General features: G+C 70.4%; 12 protein-coding genes. 4 read left to right on the top strand and 8 right to left on the bottom strand.

Annotated elements, in window-relative coordinates; translation table 11 throughout:
- Positions 1-66: 66 nt before the first annotated feature.
- Together ACFPJ1_RS04135 and ACFPJ1_RS04130 are read left to right on the top strand one after the other, a co-directional pair.
- Entirely contained in the window at positions 67-813 is a 747-nt protein-coding gene (locus tag ACFPJ1_RS04135; protein WP_380101460.1) for an alpha/beta fold hydrolase, read from the top strand.
- A gap of 71 nt (positions 814-884) precedes the next feature.
- Positions 885-1307, top strand: coding sequence for a PPOX class F420-dependent oxidoreductase (locus ACFPJ1_RS04130; protein WP_380101459.1), 423 nt, complete (start codon positions 885-887; stop codon positions 1305-1307).
- A gap of 6 nt (positions 1308-1313) precedes the next feature.
- Here the strand turns inward: ACFPJ1_RS04130 and ACFPJ1_RS04125 are convergent, their stop codons facing one another.
- The 4 genes from ACFPJ1_RS04125 to ACFPJ1_RS04110 all read right to left on the bottom strand — a co-directional run bounded on the left by ACFPJ1_RS04125 (position 1314) and on the right by ACFPJ1_RS04110 (position 8923).
- Complete coding sequence (locus ACFPJ1_RS04125; RefSeq protein WP_380101458.1) at positions 1314-2543, bottom strand: ROK family transcriptional regulator; 1230 nt, start codon at positions 2541-2543, stop codon at positions 1314-1316.
- Between the two features lie 183 nt (positions 2544-2726).
- On the bottom strand, positions 2727-5648 hold the full coding sequence (locus ACFPJ1_RS04120; RefSeq protein WP_380101457.1) for an ATP-binding protein: 2922 nt from the start codon (positions 5646-5648) through the stop codon (positions 2727-2729).
- A 151-nt stretch (positions 5649-5799) separates the two neighbouring features.
- Entirely contained in the window at positions 5800-6000 is a 201-nt protein-coding gene (locus ACFPJ1_RS04115) for a hypothetical protein (RefSeq protein WP_380101456.1), read from the bottom strand.
- A 37-nt stretch (positions 6001-6037) separates the two neighbouring features.
- Positions 6038-8923 carry a type 2 lanthipeptide synthetase LanM family protein gene (locus tag ACFPJ1_RS04110; protein ID WP_380101455.1) on the bottom strand — a complete coding sequence of 962 codons (2886 nt, stop codon included), beginning with the start codon at positions 8921-8923 and terminating at the stop codon, positions 6038-6040.
- Positions 8924-9359: 436 nt separating this feature from the next.
- On the opposite strand from ACFPJ1_RS04110, the gene ACFPJ1_RS04105 reads away from it, so the two are divergent.
- Both ACFPJ1_RS04105 and ACFPJ1_RS04100 read left to right on the top strand, forming a co-directional pair.
- Entirely contained in the window at positions 9360-10439 is a 1080-nt protein-coding gene (locus tag ACFPJ1_RS04105) for an MsnO8 family LLM class oxidoreductase (protein ID WP_380101454.1), read from the top strand.
- A gap of 82 nt (positions 10440-10521) precedes the next feature.
- A complete protein-coding gene (locus tag ACFPJ1_RS04100; protein ID WP_380101453.1) occupies positions 10522-11982 on the top strand; it encodes an NAD-dependent succinate-semialdehyde dehydrogenase in 1461 nt (486 codons plus the stop codon).
- A gap of 112 nt (positions 11983-12094) precedes the next feature.
- On the opposite strand, the gene ACFPJ1_RS04095 is transcribed toward ACFPJ1_RS04100, so the two are convergent.
- The 4 genes from ACFPJ1_RS04095 to ACFPJ1_RS04080 are packed head-to-tail and all read right to left on the bottom strand — an operon-like array spanning position 12095 to position 15736.
- A complete protein-coding gene (locus tag ACFPJ1_RS04095) occupies positions 12095-13321 on the bottom strand; it encodes a glutathionylspermidine synthase family protein (protein WP_380101452.1) in 1227 nt (408 codons plus the stop codon).
- A complete protein-coding gene (locus ACFPJ1_RS04090) occupies positions 13321-13773 on the bottom strand; it encodes a hypothetical protein (protein ID WP_380101451.1) in 453 nt (150 codons plus the stop codon). The genes ACFPJ1_RS04095 and ACFPJ1_RS04090 overlap by 1 nt, the downstream gene beginning before the upstream one ends.
- Positions 13770-15128 carry an APC family permease gene (locus ACFPJ1_RS04085; RefSeq protein ID WP_380101449.1) on the bottom strand — a complete coding sequence of 453 codons (1359 nt, stop codon included), beginning with the start codon at positions 15126-15128 and terminating at the stop codon, positions 13770-13772. The genes ACFPJ1_RS04090 and ACFPJ1_RS04085 overlap by 4 nt, the downstream gene beginning before the upstream one ends.
- A 50-nt stretch (positions 15129-15178) precedes the next feature.
- The gene (locus tag ACFPJ1_RS04080; protein WP_380101448.1) at positions 15179-15736 is read right to left on the bottom strand and encodes a GNAT family N-acetyltransferase; all 558 of its coding nucleotides are present in this window, start codon (positions 15734-15736) and stop codon (positions 15179-15181) included.
- Positions 15737-15791 lie beyond the last annotated feature (55 nt).

Below are 15791 nucleotides of genomic sequence, written 5' to 3'. Positions count from 1 at the left end.
CCAACTCCCGGGCGTGTGTGAAATCCCGGCGACAGCGCCGCCCGGGGTGAGGCAGGCTTTGCTCCGATGAGTACGCGCTGGGTGGTGCTGCCGGGGCTGGCCGAGACGCCTGAGGAGTTCGGCCGGGTCGTCTCGCTGCTGCCCTCGTGCGAGCTCCGCCTGATCGACCCCTGGAGTACTCCGGTCACCTCCGCCCCCGACGTGCTCAGCTCGGCAGCCGGGGTGGAATCGCCCGTCGGCCTGGTCGGTCACTCCATCGGCGGACTCGCGGCTCTGCGGTGGATGCTCACCCGGCCGTTCGAGGTGGACCGGCTGATCCTGGTCGACACCAGCCTCACCTCGGAGACCGGCCTGCGCTGGCTCTACCCTGGCACAGCCGCCGACCGCGGGATCCGCGCACTGCTGGGATTCCTCGGCCGGCTCGGCGTACCGGCGCTGCTCGGGCCGGCCGCACGGCGGTTGCTGGTCCGGGTCGGTAGTGCCACCAACCGAGATCTGTTGTCCAAGGCAACAGCCAGGGCTCGGTACGGCGCGCCGGAGTCGTGGTTGCTCTTCTGGGACGAGCTGGCGAGCAGTTGGGCGCTGGCGGCCGAGGTGGCCGCGCTGTTGGAGCATCCGCCGGAGGACCTGCCGCCGACGGTCCTGCTGGTTGCCACTGGAGGCAGTTCGCGGTTCACCGCCAGCCGCTGGCTGGCCGGGCAGCGTGCCCTTGCGGCCAAGCTGAACGCGACGGTCGAAGTCCTGCCAGACTCGGCTCACCTGGTCCACCTGGACCGGCCCGACGCGATCGCCGACCTCCTCGTCCAGATCTGACCTCGTCGGGCTGTCGATCCAGGAGGGCGCCCGTTCGTGTAGAGGGTGACCACGTCTATTGAGGAGGACTGATGGGTTTCACCGACGAAGAGATCGCGTACATGCGGTCGCAGCCGCTCGCCCGGCTGGCGACGTCGGGCGACAACGGGCAGCCCGACCTGGTCCCGGTGGCGTTCGAGCTCGACGACGGCGTCTTCTGGGTCGGCGGGGTAGGGCCGGGTGTCGCGCAGACGCGGAAGTTCCGCAACCTGAGGGCCGGCCGCGACAAGGTCGCTCTGGTGATCGATGACCTGGTCTCGCTGGAGCCGTTCATCGCCCGCTGCCTCCGGGTCTACGGCCGGGCGGAGCTACCGATCGAGCGCGTCGGGATGGTCGGCCCCGGCCTCTACAGCCGGATCGTCCCCACCACGAGCTGGAGCTGGAACATCGAGGGCAAGCCCGCCGGCGACACCTGGTACCCGGCCCACCGCACCGTGCACCAACCGGTGGACTGACCCGGACTAGGCGGGTGTCGTCAGCGCCGGGGTCGGGAGCTTGCGCTGCCAGACCTCGTCCAGCGCCATCCGCATGGCACCGGTGACTACGGCGTCCTCCGCGAGGGCGGAGAGCTCGAGCTTGGGGTGGTTCAGCGTCAGCAGCCGGAGCTGGTCGGAGATCGCGTCGAGCAGCACAGCACCCGCACGCGCCACACCGCCACCGATCACGACAGCTGTCGGGTCCAGCACCAGTACTGCCGGCGCGAGAGCCCGGGCGAAGTCCCGGGCCACCTGCTGCACGACCGCCTGAGCAACGGGATCACGCTCGGCCGCGGCGGCGAACACGTCGGCCGTGTCCAGCTGGTCCCGGCCGAGCTCTGCCAGCCGGGAGTCCGGGTTGTCGAGCACAGCCTGACGCCCGAGGGCCGCGATCGCCTCCGAGCCGACAGCGCGTTCCAGCGGACCGCGGCTGTCCTCGGGGTTGATCACGTCGTCCGGGCCGGTGGCGATGAAGCCGATCTCACCAGCGGCGCCAGTACCCCGGTGCAGCCGGCCGTCAATCACGATGCCGGCACCGAGCCGCTCGCCCCACTGAACCGCCAGCAGGGTCCCCGTGCCGCCACGGGCCGCGGCGATCGCCAGGGCCGCCAGGTTGGCGTCGTTGTCGAGTATGACCGGGCAGTCGAGCAGGCTGCGGACGTGTTTGGTCAGGTCGATCGCAGACCAGCCCGGCACGCTCGGGACCAGCTGGACCCGGCCGGTGTGCTCGTCCACGATGCCGGGACTCGCGGCAACCGCTGCGGCGATGTCCTCCGCCGGCACCTCCGCCTCGGCCAGTGCCTCGGTGATCACCTCGCTGATGACCCCCAGGAGCTCCTGGGCGGTCCACCCGGGTCCGGACCGGCGTACCAGTGAGAGCTTGCGTCCGGCCAGGTCGGAGACGCCGACGGTGACGCGATGCGGGCCGACGTCCAGGCCGAGCACGGGCGCCGCGCGGCCGCGCAGGGAGACCCGGATGGCCGGTCGACCGAGCGAGCGGTCGGCAGAGTCGGGGCCGTGCTGCTGCAGCCAACCGGCGTCCAGCAGTTCGTCGACTGCCTGCGCCACGGTCGGTCTGGCCAGGCCGGTGCGTTCCACCAGCTCCGCGACCCGCAGCGGTGCCGGTGCCGAGCGGCGAACCGCGTCCAGCACCGCAGCGACATTGATCCGCCGCAGCATCGTCGTACCGCCGCCGCCGACCGTTCCCTTGCCCATGTCCGACCCCTTGCCTGCCACTCACCCATCCTATATATAAAGCGAGCGTTCATAAATTAACTGTCGCTTGCGCGCGCCGAGCACGCTCAGAACGCCAGGGCGGGCGGTCGCCCCGAAGTCCGTGAGTCGACAACTATCACTCACCAGCCGTCCCGCTGCCCAGCACACGCACTGGGGCAGGGATCAGTCCTGCAACACCGTCCGCGCGAAACTGCTGAGGGCCTCCCGGTCCGGTTGCTGGGTCTTGGTCATCAGGCTCGCGACGTGCTTCTCCACCGTCCGCGGTGAGATGTGCAGCCGCGACGCGATCGACTTGTTCCCGATCCGGTCCACCAGCAACTGCACGACCTCGAACTCCCGCGTGGTGATGCCCAGCTGGCGCAGATTCGCCGGCACCTGGTCGGTGCCGCTCCGCCGCTGCGAGACCGTCGCCCCGAGCTGCCGCAACATGCTGCGGCAGGCGCTCGCCACCGCTGGGATCTCCGCGTTGTGGAAGTAGTCCTCGGCCTGGCGCAGCCAGCTCACCGGCTCGCCCCACCCATCCGCCGCCGCGGGCTGAGCCACCAGGCGCAGCCCGAGGTGCCGGGCCATCGGGTAGAGCGAGGAGGTCTCCTGCGCCACAGAGAGAATCGCGTTCGCCTCGTCGATCCGGCCGTCGCGCCCGAGGAGTACGGCGTGTGCGAGCTGCACGAACTGCTTGTTCCACCGCATCCCGCTCGCCGCCGTCGCCGTCACCGCCTCGAAGTGCGGCCACCCGTTCCGCCCGGCCAGGACGCCGAGCAACAGGCCGAGCCCGTTCTTGCCGGAGGTGTGGAAGGTGGTCGGGTTCTGGGCGTCGTACGCGAGGGCCTGGGCCATCTCGGACTCGGCCAGCTCGTGGTTCTCCTCCAGCAGCGCGCAGAAGGTCCGGGCCAGGCCGTAGGAGTAGGGCAGCTCGTACGAGCCGCGCTCGCCCCAGACGGCGACCTCCGCGAGCGTCTCCTCCATCGCGGCGCGCCGTCCCTGGTGCGCCTGCATGATCGCCTTCGTCACCAGCACGTACGCCGCGCCGCGGCCGAGCTTGAGCCGCCGGGTCACCTCCAGGCACTCCTCGAGGATCACCGCGGCCTTGTCGTACTCCGAGCGCAGGATCGCCTGTTGCCCGAGGATCCCGTCCACCTCGTACGCCAGCGGGATGGCGCCGATCCGCAGGGCCTGCTGACGGGCTCGTTCCAGCTCGACCACGCTGCCGTTGGTCAGGCAGATCGTGCCGGCCTGGAACAGGTGCGAGCAGACCCGCTGGAAGGTCATGTTGTGTTCCTCGGCGACCTGCCGGGCGCGATGGAAGTAGGCGACGGACTTCGCCAGGTCGTGCTCGCGGGAGAGGATCCCCAGCAACTGCAGGGCATCGCAGGCCACGGCCGGCAGCTTGGCGCGTTCCGCGGCCTCGGCGGCGCGGGTGGCGAGCAGTGTCGCGGACCGGAGCCGGCCAGGACTCGGCCGGGCCAGCTCGAGGTGGGCCGCGATCGCGTCCAGCGGCGCAAGATCCGCGTCGCCGGCGTCCGGGCCGAGCAGAGAGCGTGCGGTCGCCACCTGGGTCATCGCCGCGGACCACCGGCCCGCCATGTGCTCCACGTTGGCGAGCTGGATGTGCAGTGCCGCTACCTTCCGACCGTCCAGGTTGCGGTCGGCCATCTCCTCGATGGCGGTCGCGTGTTTGGCGCTGTTCTCGAACATGCCGGTCTCGCTCAGTGCGATCAGCAGCGAACCGAGGACCTCCGCGCGGTAGCCGGTGTCGGGATCCGCGGCGAGCAGGGTGTTCGCGCGTTCCAGCAGGTTCACCGCCGAGCCCATCGAGCCGTCGTCGAAGGATCTGCGGCCGGCCAGCGCGAACAGGCGGCCGGCCCGGGCCAGGTCGCCACCGGTCTCGGCGAGCTCCGCGACCATTGGGCACCACTCGCCGGGCAGGCCGGGGTGGAGCTCCTCGATGGCGTCGGCACACCGCCGGGCCAGGATGGACCGCTCGGTCGGCGTCAGCCCGGCCAGCAACGCGTCCGCGGTCAACGGATGGCGGAACGCATACCAGTCGGGCACCGGCTCGTCCGGCCCGACCAGCTGGGCTGCCAGGCCGGCCCGCAAGGTCGCGAGCAGCAGCCGCTCGTCGGTACCGGTGGCCTTCCGGACGACGCTGAGGGGGAATCGATGCCCGATCACCGCGGCCAGGATCAGCAGGTCCCGCGACTTCGGTCCGAGCTGGCTGGTCCGGCTGCCGATGCTGCGCACCACGGCCGCCGGGACGCTGGTCTGGAGCCCGTCGACGACCTGGATGCTGCCGTCCGGTCCGGACAGCAACTGGCCCGACCTGCCGAACTCCTGCAGCAGTTCCTCGACGATGAAAGGGATCCCGGCACTGTCCCGCCAGAGCTGGTCGGTGAGGGGGTCCGGTACGCCACTCAGCGGCACTTCCAGGCAGCCCGCGACGAGCTCGCCGACCTCGTCACGGGCGAGCGGTTGCAGGTCGATCATCGCCGCGGTGCCTCGCTGGGCGGAGAGACGGGCGAGCTCCAGGCCGGCGCACCTTTCGGAGCGCAGTGTGGCGACCAGCGCGATCGGCTGCTCGCTGAGGTTGTCCAGCAGGTACTCGACCACGGCCAGCGTCTCGGGATCGGAGCCGTGCAGATCCTCCAGCACTAGCAGGCAGCCTCGGTCGCGGCCGACCAGGGTGAGCAGGCGCAGGATGCCCTCGCCCAGCACGACCGCGGACGTCGCGGTCTCGTGGGAGGTGCCGTCGTCCCAGTCCGGGACGAGCCGGCCGAGCACCTGACGGTACGGGCCGAGACCCTCGGACGGCGGCATCTCGCCGCGCCGGATCAAGGACAGCAGCGCTTCGGTGAAAGGGCGGAAGGCCACCATGTTGCCGACGGCTCCGACCCGGCCACGAAGGGTGGCCATGCCCTCGTCGAGCGCCTTGGTCGTACTCACCGCGGCCAGCCGGCTCTTGCCGATGCCGGGCTCGCCGACCAGGAAAACCGCACCCCCGCGACCGGCACGTGCCGAGGCCAGCAGACCGCGGAGATGGTCGATCTCCCCGTCTCTGCCGACCACCTTCGGCGCATGGGTCTGCATGCTTGCTTACTTTAACGACGTGTCGGTCCGGTCGCAGTCGAATCGGCAGGTTGGCCCGGGCTGCCGGATGGCGCGGTCGACCGGTGCAGCAAACGTATGTTCAGCCGCCGGCGGACGTCCGCGACCATCCGCCGGCAGCTGGCTCATGGGGTCATTCGGCGATCGTCGGCCAGGTGCTGAAGGTCTCGGTGAGCGCGGCGACGCCGACGCTCGCGACACCGACCACGCCGGCCAGAGCCATCGCCCGGCGGCCGAGGCGCGAGCGGGTCGGCACGTCGATCGGGCCGAGCGGGTCGGTCTCGGGGGCCTGGGAGTCGAACTGGTCGTCACTGGAGGTGTTCTGGGCGGTCATGGTGTTTCCCCTGTCGGTGGTGGGTCGGGACCGGTTCTCAGCGCTGTGATGGGTGCTGGGGGCCGGTTGTCGGTTCGAGCAGCAGCACGGACGGAACCTGTCCGCCGAAGGCGAGGCGCAGCAGTCCGTAGCCGATGCCCGCCAGGCCGGTCAGCAGACCGGCCGAGGCGACACCACGGGGACTACCGCAGCGCGGCCCGTACTGCTGTACTGCGGCGAGCACCAGCCCGGCCCGGCGACGCCGGACCGCCTCGACGGCGGGGTGATCGCGTTCGGCGAGCCACATCAGTGGCTCCACCGCGCCGAGCTCGCCGTGACACAGACTCATGTCGGCGAGCACCGGACGTTCTGTGGCGGTCCCCAGGTACGCCTCGAGGTCCGCGGGGACACCGGCGCCCAGTCGCGCCAGTGCGGTACCGGCATCGCCCGAACACCAACCTGCGTTGGCCGGACGGTTCCGCCGATCAAGGTCGGCCGCCACCCGCGCGCCGTCCCGGTACTTCGCCTCCGGTACGTCGTACTGCCCCAGCGCCCAGGCGATTCCCTGGTACCCGCGGGCGAACCCACCGGCCGGTGCGGGCAGTTCCCGGCGTACGCCGAGGTCGATCGTGGCGAGCAGTTCGTCGGCATAGCGGGTGGCGAGCCGGGCGGCGGCAGGCTGATCGTGGATCGCCTGCATCGCGGCCAGTCCACCGGCAGCCCCGTCGGCGAAGCCCGGGAACATCGTCGGGTCAGGGGCGACCCGCTCGGACAGTTCCAGTGCTGTCGTGAGCCACCCGGGGATGTCCGAGTCGCCGAGCAGTTCCGCGAGCCGGCTGAGCCCGTAGCTGATCCCGCCCAGTCCGTGCAGCCCCGATCCGACCAGTTGCGCCGACTCGAGGTCCGTGCTGAGGGCCTCGAGTAGCAACGGGATCGGGCGGATCGCGTCCCGGGCGAGCTCGCTGTACTTGTCCGCTCCGGTAAGGGCGGCCACCTGCGCCAGGAAGAGCGCAGTACCGACGTAGCCGTTGGAGAGACCTGCTCCCATCGGCATCACGGCCCAGTGGTGGTCGTCGATCAGTTCCAGGCTCAGCCAGTTCGCGGGACCGCCGTTGTCGCCGAGCACGTGCGCGACGATCTCGTCGGCGATGTCGGTAGCCGCGGCAAGTAGTCGTTCGGGGTCTGCTTCTGCTGCGCCCAGGCCGGCCCTGTTCGTCGGACAGGCGTGCACGACGGGCTCCGGGCGGGTGGCCAGACAGGCCGAGATGATCCACTCCTGCCGGTGCTGGTCGATCTCGCTCATCGCCGCGATCTTGGCCTCCACCTCGGAAAGGCCCTTCGCAGCAAGGACTTTCGGCACCCGGGTGCCGTCCGCGGTCCAGAGATCGCGGCTGTCCGGCCGCGCCATGAACAACGGCACGTCGCCGGCCCACAGGTCGGCCAGTTCGAACTGGACCAGGCGTCGCTGGCGAGGGTCGGCATCCCAGAGCAGATCGAGCAACCGGCTCCGGCCGTCCGCGTCGCGCAGTGCGTCCGGGTGCGTCGACTCGTCCAGCAGGGCCACGTAGGTAGCCGTCGGCCGGGGCACGTAGCGGATCTCGTCCGCGGCACAGCGGGCGAGCATGCCGTCCGGTCCCAGCAACTCTCGCGAGTGCCGCGCGATCGCCTCATACGAGGCCCGGAACCCTGTCAGCAAAGCGATCTCGTGGTCGCGCGGGTCCATCGGGACATCGTCGAGCCGCGGCCGGTTCCGGCCGCCGCGCGTCCGGCCGGGCCGCCGGACCAGGTGCATCGAGTCCAGTCCCGGGTCCGCCCAGTCGACCGTGCTTCTCGGCGCTACCTCGCCCGCGTCTCCACCTAGGCCGGACATGTCTGTGACACCGTGCTCTCCGGTCAGCAGCAGCGGCAGCAGCGCAGTGCGATACACCGAGCTCCGCAGGGCCGCGTGGGCCGGGTCGTGGCTCAGTACTCCGACAGTGGCCGGACTGGGGTGGAACAAGGTCTCTACGTCCACGAGCACCGGCTGGTCGCCATCGGCGATCAGGTTCTCGTAGTGCATGTCGGTGCCGTCCAGCACGTACAGCAAGGCGAGCAGAGCGCCCTGCCGGTGGTAGAAGCGGCGTACTGCGGAGAGGTCGGCGCACGGCGTGTGCGGGACGAACCCGAGCCAGCCGTAGCCGGGACGGCGGAGGAGTTGGACAGTGCGGAGGCCCAGGCCGGTCTTGTCGTTCAGCCAGTCGACGAGTTCGTTGAAGTGGCCGTGCAGATCCAGCGGCCTGGGCTTGTAGATCAGTTGCCGGCCGTCCGCGAAGGCGAGGGTCGCGGTCAGCCGGCCGCCGCGGTGCGGATCGCCCCCGGGCTCGACGCTGACCAGAGCGCCGGGGTCCGCACCGGACAGCAACTCGGTGATCAGTTGCTCGCGGTCCTCGGCGAGACGAGCCAGCAACTCGAGGTGACCCTCGACCGCCTGCCGACACGCCTCGCCCAGAACCCGGGCCAGCACCGGGTATGCCGCCAGGAACTCCGCCAGCTCGCTCCCTCCGACGAGCCGGTGGGTGAAGTCGAGAAATCGCTCGGCCGGGGTGTCCCCGGCCAGTTCGCCACGGTCTCGCGCCCGGGCCAGTTCCAGCACCAGCGTCCGGGAGGCCAGCTTGACCAGCCGGAGACCGAGGCGCTGCAGCAACTGCTCTGTGAGGACGCCGGTCTGCCCCGCCGCGGCGAGGTCCTGCCGGGCCGAGGCCAGCAGTGGTTCGAGACACCGGACCAGGGCCTGCTGCCAGTCGTCGGCGACCGGCGGCGGGGTGGAGAAGGTGGTGGTACTGCGTTCGACGTACTCCGCCCACGCGGGCATCGTCCGGCCCAGCTCATGGGGGCCGACCCCGGCTGACCACCAAGCCTTGGCCTGGCTGGTCCGGGGTGTCCCGGTAGCGGTGGAGTTGAGCACGCGCTCAGGCTGCCATCGGCGTATGGGTGCTGCCATGGGTATCCGGCCCCCATATTCTGCGCGGGATTCTGCGGGGGCGGCGGGCGGTCCTGCTGTTCCGCGGGATGGCGACTGGGGGTTGGCCACCCCGCGGTCCAGCAGCGCCTGGCCGGACGACCTCTGGTGGAAGGTAGGCCGGCGCAGGAATTCAGGTGCGGCAGGTGACCGTTGTCTGGCCCCTGCGGTTCAGGTCACTCGTGGCCGGCCTCCTCGTGATCAGCGCGTCGACGACTGGGGGAACGCCGTGAACGATGCCGGAGCGCCGGAACGGGCGGCAAGGGCCGTGAGCACCCAAATTCCCGTCGCCGCCCCGGCGTGCAACCGTGGGGGAGCGTGAACCGGAACATGGGGGACGAACCCCCATGCGCTGAGCAGCAGGGACTGCGACGGTGGGCTCGTGTACAGCCCAGCCGCTCCAGGCCTCCCGGTCTCCGCCCACTCGGTGCTCGACGTGGTGCCGCAGCTGGCCGGTCAGTCGGCGGCCGCTGCCTTGCGGGAGACTGTCGAGGTCGCACAGGCGGCGGACGACCTGGGCTACCGCCGGTTCTGGCTCGCGGAGCATCACGGCGTCCGCGGCACCGGCAGCGCCAGTCCTGCTGTGCTCGCCGCGATCCTGGCCGCCCGGACCGACCGGATCAGGCTGGGCTCGGGTGCCGTGCTGCTGACGAACCACCAGCCACTGGTGGTCGCCGAGCAGTTCGCGGCCCTCGCGGCCGCCTATCCGAGCCGGATAGACCTGGGTGTCGCCAAGGCGCCGAGTGCCCCGCCCAGCACGGCCGTCGCACTCGGGTGGACCGACAAGGCGTGGGACAGCTTCCCCCAACGACTGGACGAGCTCTGCCGCTTCCTGCGGGACGGGCTGCCCGGTCGTGCTCCTGTAGGGGATGTACGGCTCGCCCTCGCTGGGTTGCCGCCACCTGTGTTCGTCCTTGCCGACAGCCCGGCCGGAGCGCAGGTTGCCGCAGTACGTGGGTTGCCGGTGTTCCTCTCGCACCACACGGCGTCGGCAGCCACGCTCGCGGCCGCGGCGGCGTACCGGGACAGCTTCGAACCGACCGGACCCACTGGCAAGCCGTACGTCGGGGTGACGGTCGGGGTGGTCGCCGCGGACACCGACGAGGAGGCGGTCAGCCGGCTCGCGGAGTACGTGCGGGTGAAGGGGCGGCTGAAGACGGCCTCGAACCGAGCGACTCCCGCGGAGCTGATGCACCTGCTGGAGCCGCCCATCACCAATCGCGAGCGGTCGCGGGCCGAGCGGCTATTGGACGACCCGGGGTACGTCGTCGGCTCGCGGTCCGGGGTCGCCTCGGGCCTGGCGACCGTGGCCGCCACCACCAGCGCGGACGAGATCATGCTGGTCCCGCTGGCCTTCGACAGCCTGGTGCGCTCCGCCATCCTGCGGACGGTCGCCGCCGGCCTGACCCGCGCCATCCGGACCATCCCACGCCACGCCCCGCACTTCGTCGCCACCGCCTGACACAGCGACTGACTCAGGGCTGCAGGAGCGTACTTCACCACCGTCCTAAGGTGGGAAGTGCTGACTACTGAAAGGCAGACTGATGTCGCGGGAGCAGGAAGTCGTCGAGGCGTGTCCGGCTGAGCTCTTCATCGCAGGCAAGTGGCGAGCGGCCGAAGGTGGTAAGACGCTCCCGGTCGAGGATCCCTCTACCGGGGCGACCTTGTGCGAGGTGGCGGACGCGAGTCCCGCGGACGGGCTGGCCGCGCTGGACGCGGCGGTCGAGGCGCAGGCGGACTGGGCCGCGACACCGCCACGAGAGCGGGGCGAGATCCTGCGGCGGACGTACGAGCTGATGACCGAGCGCGCCGACGAGTTGGCGTTGCTGATGACGCTGGAGATGGGCAAGCCGGTCGCGGAGTCGAAGGCCGAGATCGCCTATGCCTCGGAGTTCTTCCGCTGGTTCGCCGAGGAGGCGGTGCGGATCGACGGCGGCTACCAGGTCGCGCCGAACGGCAAGGGCCGCTTCCTGGTGATGCGGCAACCGGTCGGGCCGTGCCTGCTGATCACGCCGTGGAACTTCCCGGCCGCGATGGGCGCCCGCAAGATCGGCCCGGCCGTCGCCGCCGGCTGCACGATGGTGATCAAGCCGGCCGCCCAGACGCCGCTGTCGATGCTGAAGCTGGCCGAGCTGATGACCGAGGCGGGGTTGCCGCCGGGCGTGCTGAACGTGATCACCACCAGCGACTCCGGCGGCGTGATGGAACCGCTGATCCGCGACCGCCGGTCCCGCAAGCTCTCCTTCACCGGCTCCACCCCGGTCGGACAGAAGCTGATCGAGCAGTCCGCCGAGCAGGTGCTGCGGACCAGCATGGAGCTCGGTGGGAACGCGCCGTTCCTCGTCTTCGAGGACGCGGACCTGGACCAGGCCGTGGCGGGCGCGATGCTGGCGAAGATGCGCAACGGCGGCGAGGCCTGTACGGCGGCCAACCGGATCTACGTGCACTCGTCCCTGATGGACGAGTTCGCGACCAGGCTGACCGAGCGGATGTCCGCGCTGACGGTCGGCCGCGGTACCGAGGACGGGGTCGACCTCGGCCCGTTGATCGACGCCAAGCAGCGCGACAAGGTGAGGGAACTGGTCGAGGACGCGGTCGACCGCGGCGCTCGGGTGCTGACCGGCGGAACAGTTGCTGAGGGCAATGGGTACTTCTACCCGCCGACGGTACTGGCCGACGTGCCGAAGACCGCCCGGCTGCAGAAGGAGGAGATCTTCGGCCCGGTCGCGCCGCTGACCGCCTTCGACACCGAGGACGAGGCGATCGCGATGGCGAACGACACCGAGTTCGGCCTGGTCTCCTACCTGTTCACCAGGGACGTCAACCGCGCGCTCCGGGTCAGCGAGCGGCTGGAGAGCGGCATGGTCGGCCTGAACCAGGGCATCGTCTCCAACCCCGCGGCGCCGTTCGGCGGTGTCAAGCACTCCGGCCTCGGTCGCGAGGGCGGCTCGTCCGGCATCGACGAGTACCTGGAGATCAAGTACGTCGCGGTCGCGCAGGACTGATCAGCTCGCCCGCACTATCAACTCGTTGCGGGCGTTCTGGCCGAGCGGTACCGACGTGTGCAGCCATCGCGCAAGTAGTCGCTGCCACGACCCCAGCGACCCGGCGGGCGGGTTACTCCGTGAGCCAGCGCTGGATGGTCTCGTCGTCCGGCCGGGCCTCGGTGCCGATCGCGTGCGGGACGAACCGGGCGTAGTAGTCGGTGATCGGCCCGTCGGACTCGCGCACCATCATCCCGGCGGCCACGCCGTCGACCACCCAGCTGCCGATCACCGCGCGGTTGCCCTCGTACGACGGGAGCGGGTGCCACTCCTGGTAGACCATCGTGGAGGTGTCGTACGGGCCTTCGTGCACGTGGTCGTCGGTCGAGGCGATGGTGTGGATCTGGATGTTGCTGCCCTCGCGACCGTGCAGCGGCTTCGCCACCCACTCGAGCAGATCACCCGGCGAGTCGAAGTACGCCGGCAGCAGGTTCGGGTGGTCCGGGTACAGCTCCCACAGCACCGGCAGGATCGCCTTGGTGGACAGCATCGTCTTCCAGATCGGCTCGATCCATTGCACCGGCTCCCGCTCGACCCCGGCCAGCACGTACCGGCCGAACTCGTCGTCGAGCATGTCCTCCCACGGGTAGAGCTTGAACGCGGTCCGGATCGGCCGCCCGCCCCAGTCCACGAACGCGCGCTGCTCCGACTCCCAGCCGAGGTCTTCGATCTCATGCCCGTACGTCGCCAGTCCCGCCATCGCCGCGGTGTCGCGCAGGTAGGCCACCGTCATCGCCTCTTCGCCGGTGGTCTCGGCGCCGGAGTTGAAGAAGTGAGCCTCGTTCCCCGGGAAGCGGCCGGCCGCGAGCTGCTCGGCCCACCACCTGACCAGTCGGTCGTGCACCGAGTTCCACTGGTCGGCGTCGGGGAAGACGTCCTCCAGCCAGTTCCACTGGATCACCGCGGACTCCAGCAGGCCCGTCGGGGTGTCCCCATTGATCTCGAGCATCTTCGGCTCGACGCCGTTCCAGGCCAGGTCGAACCGCGCGTACACCGACAGGTCATCCCGCTTCAGCGACTCCCGGACCAGCGGCAACGTGCCGGAGGCGAGTCCCAGTTGCCCATCGCTGAACCGGTCACCCGAGGCCATCACCGAGGCGGCGTGCTTGCACATCTCGTAGAGCTCCTCGGTGACGCGTTCGAGGTGCAGGACCTCCTCCAGCGTCACCTCGTACCAAGCGCTCTCGTTCCAGTACGGCCGCTCGCTGCCGTCGGGCATGTCGGTCATCGGGAAGACCAGGCCCTGCTCGACGACCTTGTCCTTCCAGTCCGGGCGGGGCTTGATCGAGTGACGCCACATCAGCCGCCGGAGCCCCCCTTGCCCGCCTTGCCGAAGCCGCCGCGGGTGATGGTGCCGATGTTGCCGCCCTTGGTGTCGAGCCCGCCGCGCTTGATGGTCGCCGCACCGCCCGCGGCGCCGCGCAGGCCGGCGGTGGTGTACGAGCCGGCCGCGGTGTTGTAGCGGCCGCCGATCGGTGGCACGAACGCGTTACCGCGGGTGGCCATGTAGAACCAGAAGAAGCCGGCACCGGAGCCGTGGTACTCGCGGTCGTCCTTGCAGTTGCCGTCGTCGGTGCGCTCCTGCGTCTGCGGGTCGACACAGATCGCCGCGTAGTCCGGCTGGTCCTCGTCGTTGGAGCACCCGGTCAGGGACGCGGCGACCAGAGCGGTCAGCCCGAGCGTGATGCCCGCGCTCCGCATCCTCCTCTTGCCGGCCTGCGACTTGCCTGCCTGCGACCTCTGTTGGGTCATCGCCTTTCCCCTTCGGCGGGCGGCTTCATCGAGAACATGATGATCGCGCCCACGACCATCGTGACACCCACGACAACCAGGGGACCGGTACCGACGTCCGCGACGGCCAGTACGAGCACCACGACGAAGGAGCCGGCCGCGACGAGCGGGATCACCGCGCGCTGCAATACCCGCCCCCGGATCGCCCCGCTGAAGTACACCGGTACGGCGAGCGCCGTGGCCACGTAGTACAGCGACACGAGCACGGACACCGCCGCGACGGAGTCGGCCAGTACTGCGTCCGACGTGAGCACAAGTGTCACGTAGACGAGCACGCTGGCTGCCGCGAACACCCAGGTGGACACGCTGGGCGTCTGGTAGCGGGCGGAGATCCGGGCGAACTGCCCGGGGAACGCGTCCCGCCGGGCCATCGACAGCATCGTCCGGGCCGTCGGCAGGATCGTCGTCTGGGTCGAGGCCAGGGCGGAGACCAGCACCGCTCCGATCAGGACCTTGCCACCGGCCGTGCCGAGGAGGTCCGTGCTGAGGATCGCGAAGAAGTCGTCGTCGGCGATCTCCGTCAGCGGGTCCACCCCGGCGTACGCGATCGCGGCCCACGTGACCACGACGTACAGCACGATCAGGAAGGCGTTCGCGATCAGCGCGGCGATGGCCGGGGTACGGCGGGGGTCGCGCGACTCCTCGTTGACGCTGAAGGAGGAGTCCCAGCCCCAGTAGAGGAAGATCGCCACCAGGATCCCCGCGGCCCACGCGCCATCGCCGGTCTCCGAGAACGCCGGGATGCGGAGCGTGCCGGCCTCCTGGAACGCGCTGATCACGAACCACAACAGCGCGAGGACTTCCACGCTCACCAGGATCAGCTGGGTCCAGGCGGCGACCCGGATGCCGCGGTAGGCGAGCAGGGCCATAACGAGGATGAACACCGTGCCCAGGGCGGCCTGCGCGAGCCGGGAGTCGGCCGCGCTGTCGAGACCGAGCAGGTCGTAGGTGTAGACGGCGGCCACCTGGGCGAGGTTGCTCATCACGAGCACGCACGCCATGACGGTGGTCCACCCGACCATCCGGCCGATGCCGAGCCCGAACGCCTTCTCGGTCCACGGGAACGTCGTACCGCAGTCCGGCTCGGCTCGGTTCAGTTCGCGGAAGCACAGGGCCACCAGGACCACCGGGATCGCGCTGACCGCGAGCAGCAGCGGAGCGGCGGCGCCGACGTACCCGACGAGCAACCCGACCGACACCGCCAGTGAGTACGCCGGGGCGGTGGAGGCGATCCCGATCGCTGTGGACGACCCAATGCCGAGGGTGTTCCGGCGCAGGCTCCGGCCCCGGGAGCGTGAGTCAGCGGTCGTGGTCATCGTCCCCAGGGTCGCACGCGCGAAGGTCCGGGCTGAGTGAGGCCCAGGCGTCAGGCCGCCCAGGGGCGGTGGGGCCACTCGTCGCTGAGAAGGGACCAGACCTGGACGTCGTGGAGCTCGCCGCGGTACGGGAAGGCCTGGCGGAGGGTGCCCTCCAGGGTCATCCCGAGCCGCTGGGCGACCGCGACGCTGCGGGTGTTCGTCGGCACGCATCGCCACTCGACCCGGGTCATCCCGCGGGTGTCGATCGCCCAGTCGACCAGTTGCTGCGCGGCGCGGGTGATCAGCCCATGCCCCTCGGCCTCGGCCGACAGCCAGACACCGATCTCGCAGCTGCCCCAGGCGGCCTCGAAGGTGCGGAACAGCAGTCCGCCCACGAGTTCCCCGTCCAGCCAGATGCCGTAGATCCGCCCCTCGTCGGCCGCCTGGCGCTTCGCGTACCGCTCGAGGAAGTTCCGCGCCTTCTCCTCGTCGACGACCACCTCGGCCCACGGGATGTACGGCTCGATATTGGCGCGAGCCTTGTCAACGTGCGCCAGGAACTCGGCCGCCTGCCACGGCTCGAGGGGGCGGAGCTCGGCATTCTCGGTGATGTTCGATGCGAACAAGGCGGCCTCCCGGAGTACATAACAAACGTTCGGTACGTACTATAAACCCTGTACG

It is taken from the genome of Kribbella qitaiheensis, from assembly GCF_042657745.1.
Classification (GTDB): Bacteria; Actinomycetota; Actinomycetes; order Propionibacteriales; family Kribbellaceae; genus Kribbella; species Kribbella qitaiheensis.
The sequence above is the reverse complement of the archived record's forward strand: the minus strand, read 5'-3'. Positions and strand labels throughout refer to the sequence as shown.